This window comes from Geomonas silvestris (genome assembly GCF_014193515.1).
Lineage (GTDB): Bacteria > Desulfobacterota > Desulfuromonadia > Geobacterales > Geobacteraceae > Geomonas > Geomonas silvestris.
The window spans coordinates 25,887-48,979 of sequence record NZ_BLXX01000010.1 but is presented as its reverse complement, the minus strand read 5'-3'; the positions used below and the strand labels follow the sequence as shown (position 1 = coordinate 48,979).

The 23,093-nt window shown below is 62.9% G+C and carries 19 protein-coding genes; all 19 read right to left on the bottom strand.

Annotated elements, in window-relative coordinates:
* Window positions 1–189 precede the first annotated feature (189 nt).
* Window positions 190–1,227, bottom strand: coding sequence for a cytochrome c3 family protein (locus GMST_RS22470; RefSeq protein WP_183355523.1), 1,038 nt, complete (start codon window positions 1,225–1,227; stop codon window positions 190–192).
* Window positions 1,217–2,317 carry a TlpA disulfide reductase family protein gene (locus GMST_RS15080; RefSeq protein WP_183355522.1) on the bottom strand — a complete coding sequence of 367 codons (1,101 nt, stop codon included), beginning with the start codon at window positions 2,315–2,317 and terminating at the stop codon, window positions 1,217–1,219. The genes GMST_RS22470 and GMST_RS15080 overlap by 11 nt, the downstream gene beginning before the upstream one ends.
* A 12-nt stretch (window positions 2,318–2,329) precedes the next feature.
* Window positions 2,330–2,857 carry a tetratricopeptide repeat protein gene (locus GMST_RS15075; protein WP_183355521.1) on the bottom strand — a complete coding sequence of 176 codons (528 nt, stop codon included), beginning with the start codon at window positions 2,855–2,857 and terminating at the stop codon, window positions 2,330–2,332.
* Window positions 2,854–4,206 carry a cytochrome c3 family protein gene (locus GMST_RS15070; RefSeq protein ID WP_183355520.1) on the bottom strand — a complete coding sequence of 451 codons (1,353 nt, stop codon included), beginning with the start codon at window positions 4,204–4,206 and terminating at the stop codon, window positions 2,854–2,856. Before GMST_RS15070 ends, GMST_RS15075 begins: the two co-directional genes overlap by 4 nt.
* Window positions 4,207–4,555: 349 nt before the next feature.
* A complete protein-coding gene (locus tag GMST_RS15065; RefSeq protein ID WP_183355519.1) occupies window positions 4,556–6,328 on the bottom strand; it encodes a tetratricopeptide repeat protein in 1,773 nt (590 codons plus the stop codon).
* A 68-nt stretch (window positions 6,329–6,396) separates the two neighbouring features.
* Window positions 6,397–7,131 (bottom strand): OB-fold nucleic acid binding domain-containing protein, encoded by a 735-nt coding sequence (locus GMST_RS15060; protein ID WP_183355518.1) that lies wholly within the window; start codon window positions 7,129–7,131, stop codon window positions 6,397–6,399.
* A gap of 181 nt (window positions 7,132–7,312) precedes the next feature.
* Window positions 7,313–7,621, bottom strand: a complete 309-nt coding sequence (locus GMST_RS15055) for a tetratricopeptide repeat protein (protein ID WP_183355517.1) — start codon at window positions 7,619–7,621, stop codon at window positions 7,313–7,315.
* Between the two features lie 149 nt (window positions 7,622–7,770).
* Complete coding sequence (locus GMST_RS22720) at window positions 7,771–8,490, bottom strand: FKBP-type peptidyl-prolyl cis-trans isomerase (protein WP_183355516.1); 720 nt, start codon at window positions 8,488–8,490, stop codon at window positions 7,771–7,773.
* Window positions 8,491–8,514: 24 nt separating this feature from the next.
* Window positions 8,515–8,829, bottom strand: a complete 315-nt coding sequence (locus GMST_RS15045) for a hypothetical protein (protein ID WP_183355515.1) — start codon at window positions 8,827–8,829, stop codon at window positions 8,515–8,517.
* A 48-nt stretch (window positions 8,830–8,877) separates the two neighbouring features.
* Entirely contained in the window at window positions 8,878–9,696 is an 819-nt protein-coding gene (locus tag GMST_RS15040; RefSeq protein ID WP_183355514.1) for a tetratricopeptide repeat protein, read from the bottom strand.
* 115 nt (window positions 9,697–9,811) lie between these two features.
* Window positions 9,812–10,717 carry an NHL repeat-containing protein gene (locus GMST_RS15035; protein WP_183355513.1) on the bottom strand — a complete coding sequence of 302 codons (906 nt, stop codon included), beginning with the start codon at window positions 10,715–10,717 and terminating at the stop codon, window positions 9,812–9,814.
* Window positions 10,718–10,724: 7 nt separating this feature from the next.
* Window positions 10,725–12,005, bottom strand: coding sequence for a cytochrome c3 family protein (locus tag GMST_RS15030; RefSeq protein ID WP_246399685.1), 1,281 nt, complete (start codon window positions 12,003–12,005; stop codon window positions 10,725–10,727).
* A gap of 17 nt (window positions 12,006–12,022) precedes the next feature.
* Window positions 12,023–13,948: a cytochrome c3 family protein gene (locus GMST_RS15025; RefSeq protein WP_246399684.1), complete on the bottom strand. Its 1,926-nt coding sequence runs from the start codon at window positions 13,946–13,948 to the stop codon at window positions 12,023–12,025.
* Window positions 13,949–14,062: 114 nt separating this feature from the next.
* Window positions 14,063–15,829: a peptidylprolyl isomerase gene (locus GMST_RS15020; protein WP_183355510.1), complete on the bottom strand. Its 1,767-nt coding sequence runs from the start codon at window positions 15,827–15,829 to the stop codon at window positions 14,063–14,065.
* A gap of 165 nt (window positions 15,830–15,994) precedes the next feature.
* Window positions 15,995–17,140, bottom strand: coding sequence for a hypothetical protein (locus GMST_RS15015; RefSeq protein ID WP_183355509.1), 1,146 nt, complete (start codon window positions 17,138–17,140; stop codon window positions 15,995–15,997).
* Window positions 17,133–17,732: a GNA1162 family protein gene (locus GMST_RS15010; protein WP_183355508.1), complete on the bottom strand. Its 600-nt coding sequence runs from the start codon at window positions 17,730–17,732 to the stop codon at window positions 17,133–17,135. The genes GMST_RS15015 and GMST_RS15010 overlap by 8 nt, the downstream gene beginning before the upstream one ends.
* Window positions 17,733–17,747: 15 nt before the next feature.
* On the bottom strand, window positions 17,748–20,036 hold the full coding sequence (locus GMST_RS15005; RefSeq protein ID WP_183355507.1) for a hypothetical protein: 2,289 nt from the start codon (window positions 20,034–20,036) through the stop codon (window positions 17,748–17,750).
* Between the two features lie 8 nt (window positions 20,037–20,044).
* On the bottom strand, window positions 20,045–21,448 hold the full coding sequence (locus GMST_RS15000) for a YncE family protein (protein WP_183355506.1): 1,404 nt from the start codon (window positions 21,446–21,448) through the stop codon (window positions 20,045–20,047).
* Window positions 21,449–21,463: 15 nt separating this feature from the next.
* A complete protein-coding gene (locus GMST_RS14995) occupies window positions 21,464–22,648 on the bottom strand; it encodes a cytochrome C (RefSeq protein ID WP_183355505.1) in 1,185 nt (394 codons plus the stop codon).
* Between the last annotated feature and the right edge of the window lie 445 nt (window positions 22,649–23,093).

The window sequence follows — 23,093 nt, the reverse complement described above, 5'->3', positions numbered from 1 at the left end:
CGCTCGGTTCCCGCTTCGAAACCGACCCATAACATACTTCAAAATTCACGGTAAGGCTACCGGCTTGTAGACTTCGTTCCTACCGCTGCCGTCCGGGGCCACCCGGAAGCGCTGCGCCCTTCTTTTTCCTCTTGATTCAGCCTACCTTGCGGCCCCGGCCATTGCCCGGAGGGGCGCCCGCGGCGTGGATCACATGCCGTGGCACTTCTTGCAGAAGTCGCTGATCGGGGCAGACTCATCGTAGTTCTGCAAGAAGTAGGGAGAGCTCCCCGCGTGGGGATTGTGGCAGGAGATGCAGGTGAACTCCCGCCCCGGGTGGTACGGGTCAGGGGTCCTGCGCACCGGGTGCCCGGCGTTCGAGAACCCCACGATGACGTGCGCCTTGGTCGCGATCTCCTCGTGGCAGCCAAGGCAGAGGTCGCCGGCGGATACCCGGAGGAAGTAGCGGTTGTTGGAGGCATGGGGGTCGTGACAGGTGGCGCAACTGCCGGCCGCCGTCGGCCCATGGCCGTACTTCATGGAGGACCAGATGTCCTCGTGGCAACCGAAACAGGACTTGCTGTCCGGCTTCACCGTGGCGAGCTTCGGTGTCCCCCTTTTGCTGTGGCAGGAGAGGCAGGACCAGACCGCGGCCGGCCCGTGCACGTTGGCATAGCTGCTGAGGAGCTTCTTGTGGCACTGGTAGCAGGGGGAGCTGGCCGCCGGGGTCTCCCCTTCGGAGGCCGTGGCGAACTCCAGCTGGTGGCACGGCATGCAGACCTTCTCGGTCTGGTAGGCGTGGAACTGGAACCGCTTGAAGCCGTCGGGTGCGCTGGAGGCGTCGGAGGTCAGGTCGGAGCGGTAAAAGACCCGCGCGTGCAGCTCCTCCACCTTCTTCCCCCCCTTCATCGCGACCACCTTGAGGTCGTTGGCGCCGCTGTAGAGCTCGATGCCGTCGAAACAGACGGTGTAGCGGCTGTAGTCCCTCTTGGGGAGCGACACCCTCCGCCTGTTAACGAAGAGCTGAAGCTCGTCGACCGCTTGGGACGGCACGCGCACCACCAGGTTAACCAGCGGGCTTTCCAGAACCGAGCGGTCCGGCGGGCTCACGATGCCAAGCTGCACCGTGCCGGGCTCGCCCGCCGCGTGGCCGGCAACCGGGCAGACCGCAAGGGCCGCCACCAGGATAAGCCTTTTCAGTCCGGCCAAAAACGGGCGCGCCGCTTTGTTCACGAGATCAGTGTCCATGGATGATCGTCTCCAGGGCCCGGCCGTAGGAGTCGGCCGCCTTTTGCAGGTCTTTTTGCTGTTCGTAGAGCATCCCCTGGTACGCATACACCTGGTAGTCGAACGGTGCCAGCTTGGCGGCCTCCTCGAAGAGCCGCGCCGCGTCGCCCCCCTTCCCTTCCCGACCCAGTGCGTACCCCGTGTAGTAGAGGCAGGGGGCATAGGAGTCTTCGGAGCCGCGCGCGGCGTCTAGCAGCGCGCGCCCTTCGGCACCCTTCCCCTGCTCGACCAGGAGGATCCCGAGCTCGCACAGGGCGACCGGGTGCCGCGGCTCCTTGGCAAGGACCGCACGGTACTCGGCCTGCGCCAGCGCCTGGTCTCCCCTCTCGCGGTAGATCCTCCCCAGGCTCAGGTGCGGCAGGACGAACCCCTGGTCGGCCTCGGCCGCTTTCTTGAACCAGAGTTCGGCCTTGCCGGCCAGAAGCTTCGACTTCAGGTTGTTCTGCCCCATGTTGTAAAAGCTGAGCGCGCTCTTTTTCGGCTGGTAGTGGGGTTTCGCGGCGACCACCTTCGGCTTGGCGCCGGACATGGTGGCGGAAACGAAGTCGTCCAGCTCCTCGGCACCCAGGAGGGGGTAGCCGGTGAGGTCGTGCCTGATGGTCCCCCCCTGGTCCAGCACCACCGTGGTGGGAAGCGCGATCACGCCGTAGTCGCGAAAGGCCACCAGCCCCGGGTCGGCCAGCATGGGGAACTGGATCTTCAGCCTGTCCCGGGTCGCCTTCACCTGCCTCAGGGTCTGCGGCGAGACCTTCTGCTCGTCGACGTTGATCCCGACCACGGAGAGGCCGGAGGCGCGGTAGCGGGCGTAGAGTTTCTGCATCCGGGTGAGCACCGCCTCCGATTTCTGGGTCCAGCTGGACCAAAAAACCAGCACGGTGAGCTTGTCGCCCTTGAGCTCGGCGGAGCTCACCTTCTTCCCCTCCGGGGAGGTCAGGGAGAATTGCGGCCCCTCCATGCCGACCTGGAGCACCAAGAGGGTCGCCGCCGCAGGGGCGGAGACGAGCAGACCGAAGGTAAGCAGGAATACCACAGCCATGGCCATTTTTTTCATAGCATCCCTATCCTAGTTCCGGCCCTGTCTGTGTTTGCGAATCCCTTCCTTGAACTCGTCCACGGCCTTCTGGTACTCCCCCATCTTCCGGTAGAGGACTCCCAACTCGTAGTGGACCCGAACCGGATTGGGGTTGAGGAGCAGCGCGTCGCGCAGCGCCTTTTCCGCTTCGGGGTACCTCCCCAGGCCGGCGAGTACCATCCCCCTGCCGGTCTTGGCCTCGAAGGCGCGCGGGGCGAGGGCGAGGGCGAGGGCGAACTGGCCGAGCGCCTCCTCGAGCGCTCCCGTCTCGGCGAGCAGGTACCCCAGCCGGGTCTGCGCCGGGGCGCTCTCCGGATGGGTCGCGGCCTCGGTGCGTGCCGCAGCGAGCTCAGCCCCGGGCGCGGCGGCCCTGGCGGTTGCCGTCTCCCCGGCATTTGGGGGTGCGGCGTCCGAGGCCGCGCAGGGTGTGGCCGCCACCAAAAGCGCGCACCCGCAGAAGAGGTAGAGACCCTGCCGCAGCAGGGCGAGCCTCGAGGGCCCCTGACCTCGGGCCGTCACTTAGCCACCGGTTTGTTCACCACCGGAACGGCCCTGTCGTAGCCGAACAGCTGGTGGCAACCCGGCTGGCAGGAGCCGCCGGTCTTGGTCTTCTGGAACCCCACCGGCAGGTTCCACTTGGCGAACGGCACGCTGTCGCGCACGTGCTTCGGGTTGTTGGTGGCGTGGGCGTCGTGGCAGGCCCGGCAGGTGCGCCCCTTCACCGACTTGTTGACGTGCACGAAGTGCAGGTTCTGGTCGCCGTTTCTGAAGCCGGTCAGGGTGACGGTGGTCTCTTCGCTGGCGATGGTCTTTTGGTGGCACATGAAGCAGAGCTTGTAGTTGTCAGGGGAGTACGGCGCGTAGAAGAGCTGCGGGAAGCTCTCGCGCAGGATGCGGAAGTTCTTCGACCCGTGGGGGTTGTGGCAGCCGGAGCAGTCCTTTTCCTGGATGGGGCCGTGGTGCACCGCGTTGTTGGCCAGAACCGATTTCAGGTTGGCGATCTTGCCGTTGGCGCCGTTGTACTCCCGGTCGTGGCAGCTAAGGCAGAGGTCCATCGGCTGTTTGGTGAGCTGACGGGGGAAGTCGGAGACGTGCGGGTCGTGGCAGGCCAGGCACTTGCGGTCGGTGGCGAGCGCCAGGTGCGGCACGGTCGCCCCCGGGATCTCCTTGGCCTTGTCGGTGTGGCAGCTGTAGCAGAGGTCCTGGCTCCCCTGGGCGCTCAGCGTGTAGCGGTAGTTGGAGCTGTGCGGGCTGTGGCAGTTGACGCAGGCCTCGCGCACCGGGGAGTGCATGAACCTGCTCTTTTTGAAGGACTCTGCCTTGTCGGTGTGGCAGCTAAAGCAGACGTCGTTCCCGGCGGCCGAGAGGAGCCTCGGGAATTCGCTTTGGTGAGCGGCGTGGCAGGAGTTGCAGCTGCCTGTCCCCAGCGGGCCGTGCAGGTACTTGCCGCCGGCGATCGCCTTGTCGTGGCAGAGAAAGCAGAGGTCGGCTCCCTCGGCGCGCAACTGGAACTTGAAGCCGGACTGGTGCGGGTCGTGGCACGTGGTGCACTTCCCTTCTTTCACTGGCTTGTGCACCACTTTCTGGGTGTGGAGCCCCTCGTGGCACTCCTCGCACTGTTTGCCCGGATCGCGGATCGGCTCGAAGGCGTGCTTGCCGATCTGCTTGTGGCACCCGGTGCACTCGCCCACCGCTACCGGGCCGTGGACGAAGCGCGCCTTCCCCAGGTTGGGGTGGCAGGATGCGGTAACACACGCCGCCTTCCCGGCTGCAGCCTCGGCTCGAGCGAGCGAGGGTGCGCCCGCCAACCAGGAAAGTACCGCCATGGCAATCAAAATAAGAGCCGAAGCAGGGTGTCTCTGCGCCATGGTCAAGTTACTCCTCCAATACGGCGATGGCCGCACTCATAAAAAATCCGGCAAGCGGAAAAAACCGTGGACGGGTTCAGGGCACCCGTAAAGCGCAGCCCGCTTTCGCGAAGCGAACGGAAAAGCTCAACAGGCCGGGTGCGAAAAAAAGGCCGACTCGTGCCAAGTCGGCCTTCCGATTCTCAGGTGAGAGCCATTAAGGAAAAGCACCCCTGGCCGGCGAGGTGAAGATCCGGAGCCTGCCCGCCCCGAGTGCGCCTTAGTGCCTGATTTGGATGGGATATTAGTGGTATAGCGGCCTTCTTGTCAAGCCAATAGTTGGCATTTACGAGACCTCTTCCTGCACGCGTCATTTCTGCTGCGCCGGGCTCTGGGTGCGGCTCGCGATAAAGCCTTCGAGCTGCTGCGCCAGCGCCGGGTCGAGGGGGCGCAGCTTCTCGAGTTCGCGGACGGCGGCTGCAGTCTCCCCCAGGTTCACGAGGCTCACCGCAAGGTTGAAGCGCAGGTCGGCCCGGTCCGCACCGGGAAGCCCCAGAGCGCGCTCCAGGAGTTGCCGCGCCTCGGCCGGGCGCCCCATTTCGTTGAGGGCGCCGCCCAGGTTGATCTGGGCGTCCAGGTAGTTGGGCCTCAGCTCGATAGCGCGCTGGTACAGGGGGGCAGCTCCCCTGCTGTCCCGGTAGGCCACCTGCCGGATCCGCCCCAGGTTGTAGTAGGAGGAGGGATCCAGCGGTTCGACCTCGATGGCGCGCGTCAGCACCTGGACCGCTTCCTCGGTCCGGCCGGCGTCGTTCAAGGCGGCGCCGTAGTTGTTCATGATGAGGTAGTTGCCGGTGGTGACCTCCAGGGTGTGGCGGTACAGGGTGAGGCTGTCGGCCCAGACCCCGACCTGGCACCAGGTGGCAACCCCCAGGGCGGCGAGCACCGTGCCGGCGAGCGCAGCCGCCCCCTTCCCCCCCCAGGAAACGCGTTCCAGGAGGTCGGAGGTCCCCCAGACCACCGCGAGAAAGATCCCGGTCAGCGGGAGGTAGCTGTAGCGGTCCGCCATCGACTGGGCACCCACCTGAATGAGCCCTAGCACCGGCAGCAGCATGACCAGAAACCAGCACCAGCCGGCCGCCAGGTAGGGGGAACGCCGCACCCGCCAGAAGGCGAGCGCCGTGAGGGCGCAAAGAAGCGCGGCGGCCCCCGCCGCCTGCGCCGTCGGGATCGAGGCGGGCAGCGGGTAGAGTACCGCCATATCGTGGGGCCAGAACGCCTGGCGCAGGTAGCCTAGGCAGGCGGTTGCCGCGTTGGCGATACGCCCCCCCAAAGGGACCGCGCGCAGCTCGGCCATCGAGCCGCCGTGGTGCTGGGCGTAGATGGTCACGGCGCAGGAGGCGAGGGAGAAAAGGAAGAAAGGGATCTTCTCGACGAAGAGCCCGGAACGTGCTGCGGCCGGGCGCCCCCCCTCTTCCCCCGGCACCAGGCGCCCCAGGGGCCAGGCATCGAGGATCAAAAGGACCACCGGGAGGGTCACCAGCATCGGCTTGGCGAGGAGCCCCAGGGCGAAAAGGGCGAGCGCCCCGAGGTAGCGCCCGGAACTGGGCCGTTTCAGGTAGCCGACCCAAGAAAGGAGTGTCGCGTGGAAGAGAAGCCCGCTCAGTACGTCCTTGCGCTCCGCCGCCCAGGCGACCGATTCCACGTGGAGCGGGTGCCAGGCGAAGAGCGCCGCGACCACCAGGCTGCGCCAGGGGCGCGCCGTGAGACGCAGCAGCAAAAGGTAGAGGAGCACGGCCGAGACGCCGTGCAAAAAAACGCTCATCAGGTGGTGGCCGGCCGGAGCCAGGCCGAAGAGCTGGACGTCGACCAGGTGCGAGATCCAGGTCAGGGGGTGCCAGTTGGACATCGCGAGCGAGGTAAAGGCCCAGGCGAGCGAAGCGGCACTGAGCCCCGAGCGTACCACCGGGTTGCCCGAGAGGTACCCCGGATCGTCGTAGCTTATGAAACCGTGGTGGGCGGTCTGCGAGAAAAGGACGAACGTCACCGCCAACAACAAGGCCGCGCGGGCGTAGTCACCCCTTTGCAGCGACGCCATCTGCACTGCGGTCTGTTCCGCCCGGACCGTTCCAACCGATTTCGCCATCTGCTCCCCAAAAAAAGATCCGCGCCCTGAAAAATGGCGCGGAATCTTAACAATTGTCGTTTAGGTGGTTATTTGGACTGCGGGGTCGCCAGTTCCAGGATCACGTCGTACTTGTACCCGGAACCGAAGTTCTTGTTCTTGGCGAGGGTTCCGGTGAGGGTTACCACGTCACCCACCTTGGGAAGCAGGTTGGTGGTCACCACCAGGTCGTTGTTCTTCTCGAAGGCGGTCCCGGAGCCGTCCTGCAGGTGCAGCCAGTTCTTCCCCATGATCTTCGCAGAGACCTTCATCACCTTCCCCGTCACGACGACCTGTTTTTTGTCGAGCTCGCCGCTTTTGGCGTAGAGTTCGGCGATGGTGAAGGCGTTGGCACCCTTGGCCGCCTCGACCACGATCTTTTCCTTGGCCTCGGGGACCAGGCCGCTGCTGCCGGTCGACTTCTTGTTGAGGAACTCGCTTTCCGTCGAGGAGAGCGGGGCCCCGCAGAACATGATCATGTCGAAGGTGCGCTTGAGCGCCTTGCTCTCGAAGTTCATCATCGGGGTGCACCCGACGAAGGCGATCTGCTGGCCGACGGTTATCTTGCTGATGCTGCAGGCAACCCAGGCCTTCTTGCCGTCCTTCTCAACGCTCACGTAGGTATAGTCGCCGGCCGTGGTGGTCTCGACGACCGTGCCGGTGACACCGGAGTTGACCGCCATGCCGGCGACTCCGGGGGAGCTTTGGGGGGCTCCTTCCGAGCAGAAGCCCGCTACAGGCAGAGAGAGGACGAAGGCTGCGGCCAAACTAAGGTATCGATTCATCAAAGACTCCTCGCTGTAAGAGATAATGCTACAAAGTCAGGTACCACGTGCATTTCCAGGTACGATAGCACCAATGATTCGTGAGAGACAAGAGGTTTCCCCGGGCGGCGGCCGTCCGCGAAACGACAAGACCCGCAGCGCGGGCCTTGGGTGGTGCGTTGGGATCCGGGCGGGTTGGCGGCTACTTCCCTTCTTCCAGGCGCTTGAGGGCCTCCTTGGCGGGGAGGAACCCCTTGAAGGCGGCTTTCTTGTACCACTTCTTCGCCTCGGTGAGGTCCTTATCGATGCCGTAGCCGTTGGAGTACATTACCCCCAGGCGGTACATCGCCTTGACCGAGCCTTTGTCGGCCGCCTTGGCGTACCACTCCGTCGCCTGCTTGCCGTCCTGGGCGACCCCCTCGCCATGGTCGTACATGTAGCCGATCATGTAGAGCGAAGCCTGGTCGTCCTCATTCATGAACATCTTGAGTGCCTTCGGGTAGTCTTTCATCAAATAGGCTTCCCTGGCCCTGGCAAAGTCCCCATAAGCCGGAAGAGCCGAACAGACGGAAAACAGCATAAAAGCGACTGCGACCCTTTTCATCGTTAATCTCCTTGCATGCACTGGTCTTTCGTACTGCCGGTAGTGAGTGCCAGCACTCACGGTTGAGCGTCGAGTAACTCAATGTCGAATATAAGCGTGGAATCCGGCGGGATCTTGCTCCCGGCCCCCTTCTTGCCGTAACCCAGGGCGGGGGGGATGGTCAGCCGGCGTTTGCCGCCGACCTTCATGGTCAGGATTCCCTCCTCCCAGCCGCGGATCACTTCACCCCTCCCCACCGTAAAGACGATCGGTTTCCCCCGGTCCAGGGAGCTGTCGAACTTGGTGCCGTCCTTGAGCCACCCGGTGTAATCGACCCGCACCTTGTGGTCCGACAGCACGCCGCGCCCGGTCCCCACCACCAGGTCCTGGTAGATGAGCCCGGAGCGGGTCTTGATCTTCTTGACGGAGGCGGGGATCTTCGCGGTCTCCTCCTGAAACGAGGACTGCTCCTTCGCCTTGAGCGAAGCCGCCAGGGCCTTCATGTCGATGGTGGTCCGGTCCATCACCTTGTAGAAGATGTCGCTTGGGACGACCTCCTTCTTGATGATCTGCGACTTGGAGGCGTAGGGGCGGCCGTCGATCACCTTCTGGGCCAGCGCCTCGTCGAACCCCGGCAGGGTCATAAGCTGTGCCTTGCTGGCGAGGTTCAGATCGACCAGTCCCTGCGCGGCCTCGGCTTTTAATTGGGGCGGCGCCCCCCCCTCTTGGGAGAAGCTGGCGGTGCCACCCAGGAAAAGTAGCCAGGCCGCAGCGCCCAGGGTATGCAAACATCTCATGCGAAGTCCCTTTTCGAGTGCCGCCTAGGGCTGCTTGGTGAACTTGTCGTCCTCGATGATGAGGGACGTCTTGCTTTCCAATTTCCCGAAGATCGTCTTGTTGATCGGCTGTGCGAACACCATGGCGACCACGTCATCTCCCTGCATGCTCCACTTGTAGGGGAAGCTCAGCTTTGCGGCGGGGACCTGCGGCAGGGTCATCATCCCGTTCTTGTCCGCGGTGAATTCGAAATTACCGGTCTTGCCGACCCACTTGCCGATCAGTTTCGACTCGGGCTTCGAGCAGGCGACGATCCCCAGACAAAGTACCATGGCGCAAACTAGCTTTAACAGTCTCAAGATAACAACCTCCAGTTGATTTACCGGTGCGGCAGTGCCGGGCCGGGCTCAGTGTTTCCCGAGTCCGGCCAGGGCCCTGACGGCGTCCTGGTTTCCCTGGGCCGCGGCCTTGCGCAGCCAGATCTCGGCCTCGCGGTAATCGCGCTGCACACCTTTTCCCTTCTGATAGCAGTCGCCCAAAAGGTACTGGGCCTGTGCCAGACCGCTCGAGGCCGCCTTGTGGAGCCAGCGGGCCCCTGCGACCTCGTCGGCCTTTATGCCGTCCCCCGCGGAGAGCATCGCCCCCAGCTGCAGCTGCGCCGGGAGGTTCCCCTGCTCGGCGGCCTTGGAGAACCAGCGTGCGGCCTCGGCCTTGTCGAGCACCGCGTCCTCGCCGTGGTAGTAGGCGAGCCCCAGGTTGTACATGGCGAGCACGTGCCCGCGCAGGGCGTCGCCCCGGTACCAGTGGGTCTTAAGCCCCTCGGTCTGCTCGAAGAGCCGCTCCAGGTCCTGGCGCACCTCGTCGTGCCCCTGGTCGGCGGCCTTGCGGTACCACGTGATAGCCTCCCGGGGATCCGGCGCGGTCCCCTCGCCGAACTCGTACATCTGCCCGAGGCTCGCCTGTGCCTCGGCATCCCCCGCCGCGGCGGAGCGGGTGAACAGAACCAGCGCCTGGCGCAGGTCCTTGCCGACCCCGTCCCCCTTGTAGTACATGAGGGCCGCGGCATTGAGGGACTGCGGGGTGCCGTCCGCGAGGTACAGACTGAGGGCGCTTGAGTATTGGCCGGCGGCGTAGGCCTTTTCGGCGGCTTCGTAGTCGGCGTGCGCCACCGTGGCGAGGCTTCCCAGTATGGCGCAGGCGACGAGCACCCCTTGTACACGTTTCATAGTCCGATCCTCAACCGGCAGCTAGGCCCCGGGCGTTACCCGTGCCGGGGGCGGCAACCTGCGCTCCGGGCCTTACCGGGGTAAAGCCCCGCGGCAAGGCCCGGCGCGGGCACCCTTATTTCAGGTTCTCAAACAGCTGAACCCTGCTGTTACCTCTGTCGGCGATGACCACGTCGCCGTTTTTATTGATGCACATCTGCTGCGGGTAGTAGAGCTGGCCGTTTCTCCAGCCAAGCGAGAGCTGGCGCCCCTTGAAAAGCCCGTCCGGACCGAGGATCACGATCGCTCCGCCGTCCTGGTCGATCAGGTAGATGTCCGCGCTGCGGCTGGAGGTCAGCATGTTGGTGGCGAAGTTCAGGTACTCCTGCAGCCCCTTGGTGAAGGGGGCGAACTGCGGGGCGTCCTTCTTGGCGATGTAGAGGGTCGACTTGGCGGAGTCGAGCAAAAGGACGTCCCCCCCCGCGGTGACCGCCAGGTCGGACATGGCGCCGTAGTTTTTCGGGAAGGGGAACTGGGCCAGGAGTTTCCCGGTCGGGTCGATCTCGAGCACCCGCTCCCCCGCGATGTCCAGCAGGTAGATGTTGTCCCGGCTGTCCAGCTTGAAGCTTTTCGGGACCACGTTGGGCGGGTTGACCCCGACGGGGGTTACGTACTTCACGAAGGTCCCCTCCGGGGTGAGCTGCGCCAGCTTGCGCTGCTGGCCGTCCAGGACGAAGATGCTCCCCTTGGAGCTCAGCTGCACCCGTACCGGGAAGACCACCTCCGGCACCTTGATCTCGCCCCCACCCTTAAGGGCGTTGTCCTGGAGGGTGTAGCGCACCAGGCGCCCGTTCTCGGTATCGGCGATCACGATCTGCCCCTGGTCGTCGCAGGCCACCCCTTCGGGCTTTTTCAGACCGACTTCCTTGATGTCACCCAGGATGACCCCCAGGTAGCGCAGCTTCAGCGCGTCGGCGCCGTAGCAGCCGAGCGGGTACATCGTCGTCAGAACAAAAAGGCTCCACAAAACGATTGAGCGCATAAAAGAATTACCTCCTGAACTGTTCGTGACACTGCGTGCAGAGATCGCTGATGGCCGGGAAGGGCATCATCCCCTTGTACTCCGTGCCGTGAGAGCGGTGGCAACTCAGACAATTCAGCGTGGCGTTCTTGTTCCTCGGATCGACGAACTTGTCCCCGATCGGGTGCGTCGAGTGCTTCATCCAGTCGTGGCAGGTCGCGCAGAGGTCGACCACCGAGGCCTGCTTCGCCAACAGCGCGCTGTCGGAGGCGTGCGGGTCGTGGCAGGCGACGCAGTTGCCGTTTTTCACCGGCTCGTGCTTAGTGACCGACTTCGCCTGGCGCTTGATGGTGTCGGCGTGGCAGCTACCGCACAAAACCAGGGGCGCTTCCTTAAGAAGCCCTTTCTCCTTGCCGGCGTGCGGGTTGTGGCAGGTGAGGCACCCCTTCTTGCTGAGCAGCGGCGAGTGCATCCGCTTCTTGCCGAAGGTGGCGTTGAACATGTCGCTGTGGCAGCCGCGGCAGAGTTCCGCGCCGTCCCTCTTCACCTTGAGCGGCGAGCTGGAGGTGGCCTCTTCGTGGCACTGGTTACACATGCGGGTGGAGACCGGCTTGTGCACGTTGTTGTAGAGGATCCCCTTGCGGTCCGAGCCGTGGGGGTCGTGGCAGGAGGTGCAGCGCGAGGTGGCCACGGGGTAGTTCATGTGCTGCTTTATGAAGGAGGGGCGGTCCGTTTTGTGGCAGCTCACGCACAGCGCGGTGACCCGCTCCTTCAAGAGGGAGTCGTCCTTGACCGAGGCGTGGGGGTCGTGGCAGTTCAGGCACCCCTTCTCAACCGGGTTGTGCTTCACCTTCACCTTGGCCAGGGTCTCCGCCAGCGACTTGTGGCACTCGAGGCAGAGCTCGTTGCCGGTCTTCAAGAGGTTGTTCTTGTTGGCCGAGGAGTGCGGGTCGTGGCACTTCATGCAGGAGCCGTCGGCGACCGGCTTGTGCACGCTGAGCGCGTTGGCGACGATCAGGGTCTTGTGGCAGCTGATGCAGATCTTCGAGGCGTCGCTCTCCAAAAGCTTCGAGAACGCCGAGGTGTGCGGGTTGTGGCACCCGGTGCAGTTGCCGTTTTTGACCGGCGTATGGACGTGCTGCTTCTTGAGCTTGTCCTGGAAACCCGGGTGGCACTCCAGGCAGAGTTTGCCGTAGGCGCCCGGCTTCAGCTTGAACTTGGCGGTGTTGTCCTGCGCAAAGGAGTTCAGGCTGAAGGAAAGCATAGCCACGACGCCGAGCAGTATAAATGTTTTAAGATGAATTTTCATTGTATAGCTCCTCATGGCTATTGTTTTATGTGGCAGTCATCGCAGGTTCTGGCCGCAAACGGCGGATGCGTCACATCCTTGAAGAACTTGGGATCCTTCGACGCGTGCGGGTTGTGGCAGGCCATGCAGTCGAGGTCGGCCGCCTTGATGCCGAGGTGGGCCTTGGCAAAAGGCTCCTTGGCGGTCTCGTGGCACTGCGAGCAGATCGACTGAACCGGCTCGACCAGGAGCGCGCGCTCCCCTGCGAAGTGCGGCTTGTGGCAGGTAGTGCAGTCTTTCTGCGCCGGCGAATGGTTCTTCTCCCGGGCCAGTTTTGCCTTGATGTCCTTGTGGCAGTTCAGGCAGAGGTCCGGGCTCTGCGCCAGGAGCAGTTTGGGGAGTTTCGCCTTGTGCGGGCTGTGGCACTTGGTGCAGTCCCCGTTGCTGAAGGGGCGGTGCGACGACTTGGCGTCCTTGTGCCCTTTGAACGCGCCGTCGTGGCAGTTGGCGCAGAGTTCGGTCTGCTTGCTGACGATGAGCCCCGGGAGGTTGCCGGCATGCGGGTCGTGGCAGGTGAGGCAGTCGCCGTCGCTAAACGGCTGGTGGTTAACCCCCTGGGTCAGCTTCTTCATCATCTCGGCGTGGCACGGGGTGCACAGGCCGGGTGCCGCGCCCTTCAGGAGCTTTTTCTCGTCTGAGCTGTGCGAGGTGTGGCAGGCGGCGCAGTTCTGCTCCAGCACCGGGCGGTGGATGTAGTTCTTCTTGAACTTGGTCTCGGCATCGGTGTGGCAGGCGTAGCAGACCGTGTCCATCCGGTCCTTCAGCATCCCCTGGAAGCTCGAGCCGTGCGGGTTGTGGCACTTCTCGCAGTCGCCGCCGGAGAACGGCATGTGGACGTCCTTCTTCTTGAGCCCGTCTTTCGTCTTCGCGTGGCAGCTGTAGCAGAGCTCGGAGCCCGCCGCGACCAGAAGCTTCTTCTGCACCGAGGCGTGCGGTTTGTGGCAGGAAAGGCACCCTTTCCCCTGGGTCACGGCGCCGTGTTTCACGGTGACCATGGCCGATTTTTCCTTGTGGCAGTCAAAGCACAGCGAGTTGCCGGATTTCACCAGCAGCTTCTCCTGCTCCGAGGCGTGGGGGTTGTGGCAGGAGAGGCAGTTGCCGGTCTTGAACGGCTGGTGCTCGACCGTGCCCCCGCCGTTGAGCGCCTTGGCTTCGTGGCACTGCGCGCAGAGCTCGCTCCCCTTGGCGGTCACCTCGAACGGTTTCGCCGAGGTGGGGGCCGGGTGGCAGCCGTCGCACCCCGAGGTGGCGACCGGGCTGTGGGCGCTCACCTTCAGGAGCTTCGCCTGGGTCGAGGAGTGCGGGTTGTGGCAGCCGGTGCACTTCTTGGTTTCCACCGGGTAGTTGCCGTGGGCCTTCTTGAAGGAGCCCCCCTTGCTGTCGTGGCACCCAAGGCAGAGCGCCGGCTCCTCCTTGCTCAAAAGGTTACTGAACGCGGAGCTGTGGGCCAGGTGGCAGGCGCGGCACCCTTCGGTCTGCAGCACCTTGTGGACCACCTTCTTCTCGTAGGCATCTTTTTTGTGGCAGGCGTAGCACGCCTCGGACCCGGCGGACTTGAGGAAGAAGCGCTGGTCGGAGCCGTGCGGGTTGTGGCAGCCGGTGCACTTGCCATTTTTGAGCGGGGTGTGCACCTTCCCCTTGGCCAGCCCGATCTTGTCGGCCGGGTGGCAGGCGAGGCAGAGCTGGTTGCCGTCGTTTTTCAGAAGGAGCTTGGGAACGATACCGTGCCGCAGGTGGCACTCCTCGCACTTCTTGTCCTTCACCATGGTGTGCAGGTACTTTTTGGACCCGTACTTGTCCTCGAACTTCTTATGGCAGTCCGAGCATTCCTTCCGGGCGAATTTCATGGCAGCCGAGGCCGGCTGCGAAGCAGTCAGGGCAAAGAGTATTCCAAGAAAAGCCACCAGACTCCAGATTAAAGACCGTCCACTTTTCTGCATGTTAAACATGTTCATACAGTCCCCTCATTCATTTTAACGACTAAGAACGTTTGCCTGAACTACTCGCGGCACGGAAATCTAGCGCTCCTCGAGATAGATCTTCACGGTGTAGGCGTCCCTCAGCTTTTTAAACCACTCTTCCACGGTTTTTTTCTGGTTCTGCCAGACGACCTGCTCGCCGATGGAGTTCTTCACTTCCTCGAGAGACTGCACCCGCGCCGGCACGTAGTTCGCGACCGCCAGTACGTAGTAGTAACCTTCCGGGCTCTGGTAGAGCTTGTAATCCCCCTTGACGACGCCGTTTAGGACCTTCTGCATGTCCTGCGGGAAGCTGGTGATCGGCAGCATCTCGCCGTCGAACTTCATCATGCCGGGTGCGTCCTTGCGCACCTGGTTCTCGGCGTTGTCCTTGAGCCACTTGAAGTCCATGCCGTGGCGCAGCTTGTCGATGGCGGCCTGGGCGGGCTCGTTCTCCTTGAAGGCGATCCCGTCGAGCTGCAGAAGCTCGACCGACTTGTACTCGGCGGCATGGGCGTCGTAGTACTCCTTCAGGTCCTTCATGGAGTAGGTGACGTCGGGCTTGACGACCTTCTCGACGAAGATGCTGAACAAGACGGTGTTCTTGTAATCCTCGAGCTTCTTCTTGTACTCCTCGTTGTTCTCGATGTGCCGGACACCGATCTCCTTCTTGAAGAGGCGCAGCGAGGTCATCTCGTCCAGGGTCGCCAGCTTCTCGCGGTTCAATTTATGCTCTTTGATCGCGTTCTCGACCCCATGGAAGAATTTGGTCTGGATGGCGTCGGCAAGGTCGGCAACGGTGATCGGCTTCTCACCCTTGATGCTCACCAGCACCCTCTTGTCTTCCATGAGCTTCTTGATGCCGGGCTTGGGGGCTTCCAGGTCGAGGCTCTTGATGAGCTTGGTGTTCTCTTTGCCGTACTTCTTCAGCAGCTCGTCCTTGTAGGCCTTCAGGCTCTTAAGACGCATCTGGCTCAGGAGCGTCGCCTGCGCCTTGGCCCGTGCTTCCGGACTCTCCACGGACTTTACGTCTTCCACCTTCACCACGATGAAGCCGTTGATGCCGGAGATGACCGGGCTCACCGTGCCGGGCTTCACGTTCTCGAGCGCTGCGGTGAGTTCGGGTCCCAGTCCGTCGGAGTTGACGAAGTCGTTCTCGTTCCTCCCCAGGGTGTCCGCCTTGTAGTCGGCGAGGAGCTTCTCGCGCAGCGTCAGGAAGTCCTTCCCTTCGGCGATCTCCTTGCGGAACTTCTTGGCCTCGGCCTCCTTCTCGAAGCGGAGGGTCTTAAGCTTCCACTCGCGGATCTTGCTCCGGTAGAGCTTTTCCACTTCCTTCTCGTCGGGCTTCAGGTCCTTCACGCGCTCGAGGAAGAGCGTCTGCCTAAGCTGGGCCGCGGAGAAGTTTTCCAGGTCGCTCGCCACCTCCGGCAACTTGTCGAGTTCCATGCTCTTGGCTTCCATGACCACGAGTTTTACGTTGATGAGCCGCTGCAGGGCGTCGAGGAAGTTCTTCTTGGCGTTGGTCGCCTTCTCCTCGGTCATCTTCTCGTGCACCGACATAAGGGCCTTTTGCAGGTCTTCCAGGGTGATTTTTTCGTCGTTCACCGCGGCCAAGGGGACGTCGGTGAACAGCGGGGAGTAAAAGGGTACTCTCAGGTGCAGCGCGACGCCATCGGAGGCAGCGGCCGGAGCAGCGGTAGGTGCGGCAGCCGGCGCGTCGGCAGCAGGCGCGGCGGCAGGGGTCTGGGCAGGGGCCGGAGCAGGGGCCGCGGTCTGTTCAGCGGTAAAACCCGGATGTGCAGCCAGCAGTAAGAGGACGGCTGCCATTGCTATTTTCCACGACGTCAAACCTTTGCTTTTCATTGGACCTCTCTTTTTTGCTGATAGGTTGAAATCTAGGCTACCGAAAACCGGTCAAAAACGCCCACACCTTATGTAAATTAAAGGCAAATTGCAACTGTAAACTTTTTTTAGATTAGGGGGGCAGACAGGCTAGTTGGAAGGCCGATCCGACTTGGTTTTTCGCTCGCCAAGCCTCATTTCGCTCACCACTCTTCCGGTCATCTTTTCGGCCATGCGGTCGGCGTTTCGGTAAAGCCCGACATCGTAGAAGTACACGCCGTCGTCACCTTCGTTGTAGCTCTTCGAGGCGAACACCAGCTTCCGGTTGATTTTGTCGGCCAGTAACGCGTTGAAATCGAGTTTCGGGATGCCGCTCCCTCCCAAGGGGTCCTGGTAATCGAACACGGTCCCGGAAAGGACGTAGTCGGACTCGAGGATGTAGCTCATGACGTCGACGTCGCGCGTCGAGATCCCCTCGCGCATCACCATCCTGATACTGAGCATCTTCTCGCGGACCAGGCCGGGTTCCACGACGTCCACCCGGGCCAGGCAGGCAAGCTGGTTCACGAAGTGCAGCTGCAAAAGCTGCCCCGCGGAATTCCTGAAGCTCTCGTTGTAAAAGGGGACCACGGCGATGGAGGTCCTCTTCTCCTGGCCGGCGGGGGTGGGCCTCGCGACGGTCTTGGGCGCGAACTTGGACTCGAGGGAGCCCCGGTCGCACTGCCGCGGGTCGTCCTCCAGGTAGAGCCTGAGGGAGTTTGCCAGGCGCTGCAGCACCCTCTCCTGCACGACCTTGAAGTCGCTAACCAGCCCGAGCCCGAGCAGCCCGGGGGAGTCGTCCCCCGATATCCCGTCGCTGTCCATCCAGAAAACCCGCGGCTTCTCCTCGGTGCTCACCAGGCGCGACATCAGGCTCAGCTTGGGCGGAAGGTCGCCGTAGATCTCCAGCGAGCTGACCACGATGGCATCGGCGCCCGCCTCCTTGCGGAAGGCCTGCGCCGTGGTGGTGTCCACCCCCCCGGTATAGCGGATCCGGTATTTGGCGAAGACCCGCTCCATCTCGGCGTCGGTCACCACCTCGAGCCCGAGCCCCCTCAGCTTAGCGATCCAGGCGCGCCTGATCTCCTTGACGGGCGCAGGGGTGCCGCTTAGGTTCTCGATGGGATAGACCACCACCCGCAGCGTCGCGATCTCGGCAACGGGCTCACCCGATGCCGCCGGTTTTCCGGTGGGAGCGTGCTGGCAGCCGGAGAGCAGGCAGAGCGCCGCGAGGAGGGCCAGCCGCAGCTTATTCAAAAAGCTTCTTGATGAGGTCATTGACGGCCTTTTGGGTGACGATGTTCAGGGGTTGGCCGCCGCCGCCCAGCAGGCGGTCCTTCAGAGTGATCCCCCCCTGCGTGGTATCCGCCGACCAGACCACCCGCCCGGTCTGCCCCTCCATGAGCTGGATGCTCAGGACGATGGCATTGGCGGAAGCGGTGCCGGAACGGATCTCGCCGTACTCCCTGAGGGTGCCGGTGAAAAGCGCGTCCGCCTTCACGTTCTTGCAGATCTTCATGGCCTCTTCCGAGGTGGGGGTGCTCGGGCTCCCGGCACCTGCGGCCACGATCCCGCGGGCGACCTCGCCGGCCGGTACCACGTAGATGCCGCCGGTTGCCATGAGTTCGGAGGTAAAGACGTCCCTCACCCGGTCGTTGGCCTGCTGTTCCTTGGTCAGGTTGGTGAAGGGCAGCACCGCGACGGTGTGCAGCGATCCGAAGTCCATGTTCGAATCGCGGTACACGTCCGTCTTTCCCAAGGCGGCACAGGCGTTCAACGACAAGAGGGCGACCGCCAGAAGTGCGTACTTGAGACGAGAGGTTCCCGTTATCCGTGTCAGTAGTGTCATGTCTCCCCCGAAAACTTAGAGTGCGATTCGCAGTTGGGCCGAAAACGAGTTGACGTCCGTGGTACCCGAGAAATCGCTTACCGATTTTTGTCTGTTGTAGGACAGGTCCAGCGAGGAACCCGACCTGATGTTCCAGCGCAGGCTGGGCCCATAGGTGGTGACCTTTTCGTTCCCCGTCGAGGTGAGCGATTCGGTGTAGTTGGTGCTTAACTGGAGGTCCCCGCCGGAAAAAGGCGACCAGTTCACGCCGTAGTTGATGAGCGTCACGTTGGGACGGTCGTTTTGCATGTAGATGCTGTACCCCCCCACCAGGTAGACGGCGGCGAAGGGGCGGTAGGTCGCCGATACTGCGGCACTGCGGATGAAGGAGGTGGCCGACGGCTGTCCCCCTCCGGTGTGTTCCGCCGTAGAGTCCTGGTAGCTCACCCCCAGGGTGACGTCCTTGTTGGGGACCATGTCCAGGCCGGTGGTAAAAGAGACGCTGTGGGTCTCCCCCCCTTGGGCGTCGTTCGTGGTGCTGTAGCCGGCCCCCACGTTCAGCGAAAGCCCCCGGTAGAGGGACGCCGAGTTGTTGAAGTACACCGAGTTGTTGAGGGAGGTACCGGCACTGGAGATGTCCGCCCGCCCGCCGTAGACCAGGGTGTGGCTCAAGGTGGGGAGCGGGGTCGCGTTGAGCCCCGCGCTGTAGGAGATGGAGTTCCTCACGTTACTCTGGGCATCCATGCTGAAGTCCTCCGCCACCCGGCCGTTGGTGGTGAAAATCTCGTTGAGCCGATTCGCAAAGGATACCCCGTTGCTCATGAGGTAGGTCGTCGCGAGGGAGGACTGGTCCGACTTGCTGTGGCTCATGACGAAGCTGAAGTCGTAGGAAAGGTTGATGGCCTCAAGCAGCATAACCCTGGCGCTCGCGTCCAGGACGCCGCTTATGTTCGAGGAGCTCAAGGAGGCCCCCGCCTTACCCTGCACTAGGGTGAAGGACTGCAGCCTGCTCAAAAGGATGCTCCCCGCGTCGATGTCGGCGGGAATGATCGTTGAGATCGGGATCTGTGCCGGGGTCTCCACCACCTTGACATACTGGGCAGTCGTCGTGGGAAAGCTCAAAAGGAAGCCGGATTCGCTCCCCCCGGGATTCGACGGGTTCAGACTCGCCGTCACCGTGGGAACCAACCGGTTGTTCCAGGTCACCCCGTCGGTACTGGTGTACACCTCCCAGGTGAAGTTGCCGGCGAGTTGGTTCAGACTGTTGGTCGACGGCGCGGCGCCTTTCGAGGTGACCGAGAGAAACAGCGTACTGAGCGTGGTCGGGCTCGCAAAGGAAAGTCCCACGTTGTTCTGCTTCAGAACCGGCGGGGGGACCGTGTTTTGGGGGAGCACCAGGTTCAACGCGGGGAAACTCTGCACCGCCGTCAGCGCCCCGGTGAGCACCGTGGTAGGCGGCACGACAGTGTTGTCGGGAGTGGTTGCGAAAAGCTGGTTCTGCACCACTTGGGGGGTGAACAGGGTCCCGGCGCTCCCGTGGGAGGCGATAGTCGAGTTCTGCAGGGCGAAACTGTAACCCGAGTGGAAGATGACCCGGTTTGCCCAGTACGATCCCGAGTAGGCGATGCGCCCCGAGTTGGTGAGGCTCGTGGTTTCCGACTGGAGCAGGTTGTTCTGGTCCTGGCTGTAGCTCCCGCTGTAGTTCAGCTCCAGACCCTTGAGGTCCCGGAAGGTCGAGGTCCAGGTGTAGTTCTGGGACTGCAGGTCCTGGGAGAGGTGCTGCTCGTCGTAGAAATCCCGCTTCGTGTAGAAAAGGCTGAAGGTGGGGAGCCCCGCAGGGCGCCAGCCCAGGTTCGCCGTGTACTCGTTGCGGATCAGTTTCGGGGTCGAAAGGCCGTTACTCGTTGCCGATTCTTCCCTTCTCCGGTAGCCGACCCCCCCGGAAAGGAAATTGTTTTTCAGCGACAGGTCGGCAAAGGGGCTCAACCTGGTTGTAGAGGAGTTGCTACTGATCCCGTCCGTCGTGGCGTGGGCGTCGGTGTTTTCGTAGAGTCCACCCGCAGAGAACACCAGCATCGGGTAGATCGTCTTGTCCAGGGCAAGGTTGTAGCGCTGCAGAAAACTGGAGTTCTTGGTGTTCGAGGCCACCCCGGAGATGTCCTTGATGTTGTAAGTGGAGTTTCCGTAGATGTACTCCAGGTAGCCGCCGATCCCGTCGGCCCGGGCCGTGCCGGGGCACAGGGGCGCCAAAAGCACGGGGAGCAGGAGTATCGGCAGCAGCTGCCTGCGCTTCGCTGCGCATGATGTCTGTTTCCGTTCAGGCACGGTCTGTCCTACCTCTCGCCCATGATGGTTGACCAGAAGGGGGCAGATCCCGTATCGAAGAGGAAACGACCCTTTTTACTCACGAGGTTCACGCTCTGCACGGCGTTTTGCTCTGGCAGTACCATCAGCAGGTTGTTCTCCTCGGCGTCGATCAGGAAATAGCCGGGCCAGCCGGCCACCTCGAGCGAGTCCATCGGGATGGGGGAAAACGGGTCGTAGATGTCGACCAGCCGGCTGCCGGTCTTGGCCACGTAGAGCCGGTCCGTCACGCCGTCCACCTTGATGGCGCTGATCCCCATCCCTGCGTAGAGCCTTTTGGTGATGGCATAGGAGGTGGTGTCGTAGATGAAAACGTACGGGGACCACTGGCAAAAGACGTAGAGCTTGTCACCGCGCCGGTTGAAATCGCCCCGCACCGGGCTCGCCTCGGTGTTCAGGGTGGCGGCCACACTGCGGCTTATGACGTCGATGACCGTTATGTTGTTGGAGAAGGTGTTGAACACGTAGGCTTTTCTGCCGGCGGGATCGAGGATGATCGAGCGCGGCATGTTGCCGACGTTGAGCCGGGTGGTCTCGAAGTTCGAGGTCGGGTCGATGATGCTCACCGAGTTGGACCCGGTGTTGGCGACCAGCAGCGTCTTGGCGTCGGGGGTGAGGACCGCCTCGCTCGGTGCATCGCCGTTGTTAAGCCGTATCTTCCTGATGAGCTCGTGCGAGGAGATGTCGACGACCTCGACCACGTTCTCGCCGGAGACGACCACATAGGCAAGCAGGCGGCTGCGGTCGAACAGGACGGCCCTGGGCCCCTGCCCGGTCGGGACCACGTGCCGGACCTCGCCCGACCTCTTGTCGAACACGGTCACGCTGTTGGAGGCGAAGTTGGTCGCGTAGCCGGTCAGGTTGACCGGGGGCCTTTCCGGGAAGAAGAGGGAGAACACGGGGCGAAACGCGCCCTTCGCGCCCAGAGATTCGGCGAACTTGAAGGAGAGCGACAGGACCCGCGCCTTTTGCCGGACCACGTCGAAGGGGAGCTCGGCGAGTTCCTGGTTGCCGGCCACGGGCAGTGCGGCCTCCCCCTCCTGCTGCTGCAGGAAGGCGTTTTTCGCCTTGAAGTAGATCCCGCGGTAGCGCCCCGGCGCAAGCACGCCGCTGGCGACCAGCACCTGGCGCTGGGGGCCGCTGCCGCTGTAGGGGGCCCGAACCAGCGTGAGCGGCACTTCGACCCCGTCGTTGCGCAAAGCCGAGACCGCTGCCAGCTCGAAGCGCAGCTTCCCCGCTTCCTGCGGCAACGGCTGCAGGTAGAGGTAGACCTCCCCGTCGCTGTTCAACGGCTGCTTCACGACGACGCGCGAGGCTTGGCAGCCGGTACAGAGCGCGACGATGACGAGCACTAGAAAAAGGTTCAACCGCATGGCACGCCTTTCACGTTACTGGGGGAGGGTCGCATGGCACTTGTAGCAGAGCCCCTGCTGGTTGGGGTCGAACTTGACCGCCGGGGTCTGGTAGTACGCCTGCAGGGCCTCGGCCTCGGTTCTTCCCTGTCCGAAGGGTTGATACAGGAGAGTCTCCTGGGAGTATTTCCCGTTGGAGGTGATCTGGCTGGTCTTGGTGTTCCACCTCATGCCGTAGTCCCAGCCGCTCGCATGGGCGCGGTGGCAGGAGAGGCACATGACCGCTGGGGTGCCGTCGGCCAGATCGGGCCCCTTGGTCGGGGTAGTGGTCACGATCGACTTGAGGATGCCGTAGTTCTGGGATCCGACCTCGAAGGGGACCAGCGAGAAGTAGGCGTTGGCGGCGGTCCCGGAGAGATCGCCCGTCTTTATGTACTGGTCGTAGTAGTTGATCATCGTCGCGTCGAGGTTCCCCGTCGTCGCGCCCGAGGCAAACCCCGCTGCCGGATGGCTGAAGGAATAGGTCCCGTTGTGGATGTTGGTATGGCAGTTGCGGCACCAGTCGGAGAAACCGGAACCGTAGGCGACCCGGGTGACGCTGGTGGCCTCCGAGCGGTTGTAGGTGCTGGGCGCCACGGCGTTGGGGGGGGCGTAGCTGAATGCCAGGCCGCCGGTCATCCCCGGCTGGACGTATCCGGTCCCGGCCAGCATCCGGTAGCTGCCGACCGAGGTCTCCGCGTCGGGTGCGGAACTGGTCTCGTAGGAGCCCGACTCCTTGATCGGCTTGCCCGAGGTGGAGATGGTGCCGTCCTGATTTCTGCGGTAGGTGCCGTGGGGATCGTGGCAGCTCGTGCAGGAGAGCGCGCTGGACGGGTAGGCGCCACCCGGTGCGGTCAGGTTCTTGCCGTCCTGCTGGAACCCGAAATCTTGTGCATTGACGTTGTGGCCGTGGCGGTCGCCGGCGCTGGTGGACATGGGAGAAACCACGTCGGCATACCAGGTGTAGGTCTTTTTGAGCCAGCCGAAGTCCCCGCCGGGGGAAAGCTGTTTCGGAGGAGTACCAAACGGCATCTCCCCGTTCGGCGTACTGATGTGGTAGCTGGCAGGGCCGGTGTCCCCAGCTACCTGGTGGCAGGTGAGACAGGTGGAGCTGGCGTCCCCTCCCTTGAGCAGGTAGGCACCGCCTCCCCCTGCAGGAAAGCCGGATTGGGAGTTGTGCATGGAGTGGCACCCCTCGCACTCACCGACGCCGCCCGAATGAAATGCCCGGGCTTCCTTCGCACCGGATGCCAGACACGAGAGCAGCGCAGACACCATCAGGAATGTCAAGATCCTAGAATTCGTCAAATGCGTCATTCCTCAAGGCAGGCAGTGATACTAGGTGGAGCGCGAAAGGGAAATTACTCTGGTCACAGCTGCGACATATTACTCAATATCAACAGTAATTGTCAAACGTTTCCCGAATCAGTGGACTTCATTGTGCCACTAGGTTCCGTTCACATTTTGAACCTGAGCGTTATCACCTTTTTTCAGAGAAGTGCTGGTGTCAGGATCCGCCCATTTAGATCCAGAGCGGACGTGCCTTAAGATACTTGGCCTGCAAGACTTTCTCTGCCACCTCCCAGCACCTGTAAGCAACAGTGCAGCAAAACCGAGGTAAACCCTC

What these genes read in the sequence shown, in the direction of transcription:
- GMST_RS15065 (WP_183355519.1), bottom strand. Translation starts at nt 6,328, where the DNA reads ATGGCGAAATCGGTTGGAACGGTCCGGGCGGAACAGACCGCAGTGCAG.
- GMST_RS14995 (WP_183355505.1), bottom strand. Translation starts at nt 22,648, where the DNA reads ATGCACAACTCCCAATCCGGCTTTCCTGCAGGGGGAGGCGGTGCCTAC.
- GMST_RS15070 (WP_183355520.1), bottom strand. Translation starts at nt 4,206, where the DNA reads ATGGCGCAGAGACACCCTGCTTCGGCTCTTATTTTGATTGCCATGGCG.
- GMST_RS15030 (WP_246399685.1), bottom strand. Translation starts at nt 12,005, where the DNA reads ATGAAAATTCATCTTAAAACATTTATACTGCTCGGCGTCGTGGCTATG.
- GMST_RS15055 (WP_183355517.1), bottom strand. Translation starts at nt 7,621, where the DNA reads ATGAAAGACTACCCGAAGGCACTCAAGATGTTCATGAATGAGGACGAC.
- GMST_RS22720 (WP_183355516.1), bottom strand. Translation starts at nt 8,490, where the DNA reads ATGAGATGTTTGCATACCCTGGGCGCTGCGGCCTGGCTACTTTTCCTG.
- GMST_RS15010 (WP_183355508.1), bottom strand. Translation starts at nt 17,732, where the DNA reads ATGACACTACTGACACGGATAACGGGAACCTCTCGTCTCAAGTACGCA.
- GMST_RS15020 (WP_183355510.1), bottom strand. Translation starts at nt 15,829, where the DNA reads ATGGCAGCCGTCCTCTTACTGCTGGCTGCACATCCGGGTTTTACCGCT.
- GMST_RS15040 (WP_183355514.1), bottom strand. Translation starts at nt 9,696, where the DNA reads ATGAAACGTGTACAAGGGGTGCTCGTCGCCTGCGCCATACTGGGAAGC.
- GMST_RS22470 (WP_183355523.1), bottom strand. Translation starts at nt 1,227, where the DNA reads ATGGACACTGATCTCGTGAACAAAGCGGCGCGCCCGTTTTTGGCCGGA.
- GMST_RS15060 (WP_183355518.1), bottom strand. Translation starts at nt 7,131, where the DNA reads ATGAATCGATACCTTAGTTTGGCCGCAGCCTTCGTCCTCTCTCTGCCT.
- GMST_RS15000 (WP_183355506.1), bottom strand. Translation starts at nt 21,448, where the DNA reads ATGCGGTTGAACCTTTTTCTAGTGCTCGTCATCGTCGCGCTCTGTACC.
- GMST_RS15035 (WP_183355513.1), bottom strand. Translation starts at nt 10,717, where the DNA reads ATGCGCTCAATCGTTTTGTGGAGCCTTTTTGTTCTGACGACGATGTAC.
- GMST_RS15080 (WP_183355522.1), bottom strand. Translation starts at nt 2,317, where the DNA reads ATGAAAAAAATGGCCATGGCTGTGGTATTCCTGCTTACCTTCGGTCTG.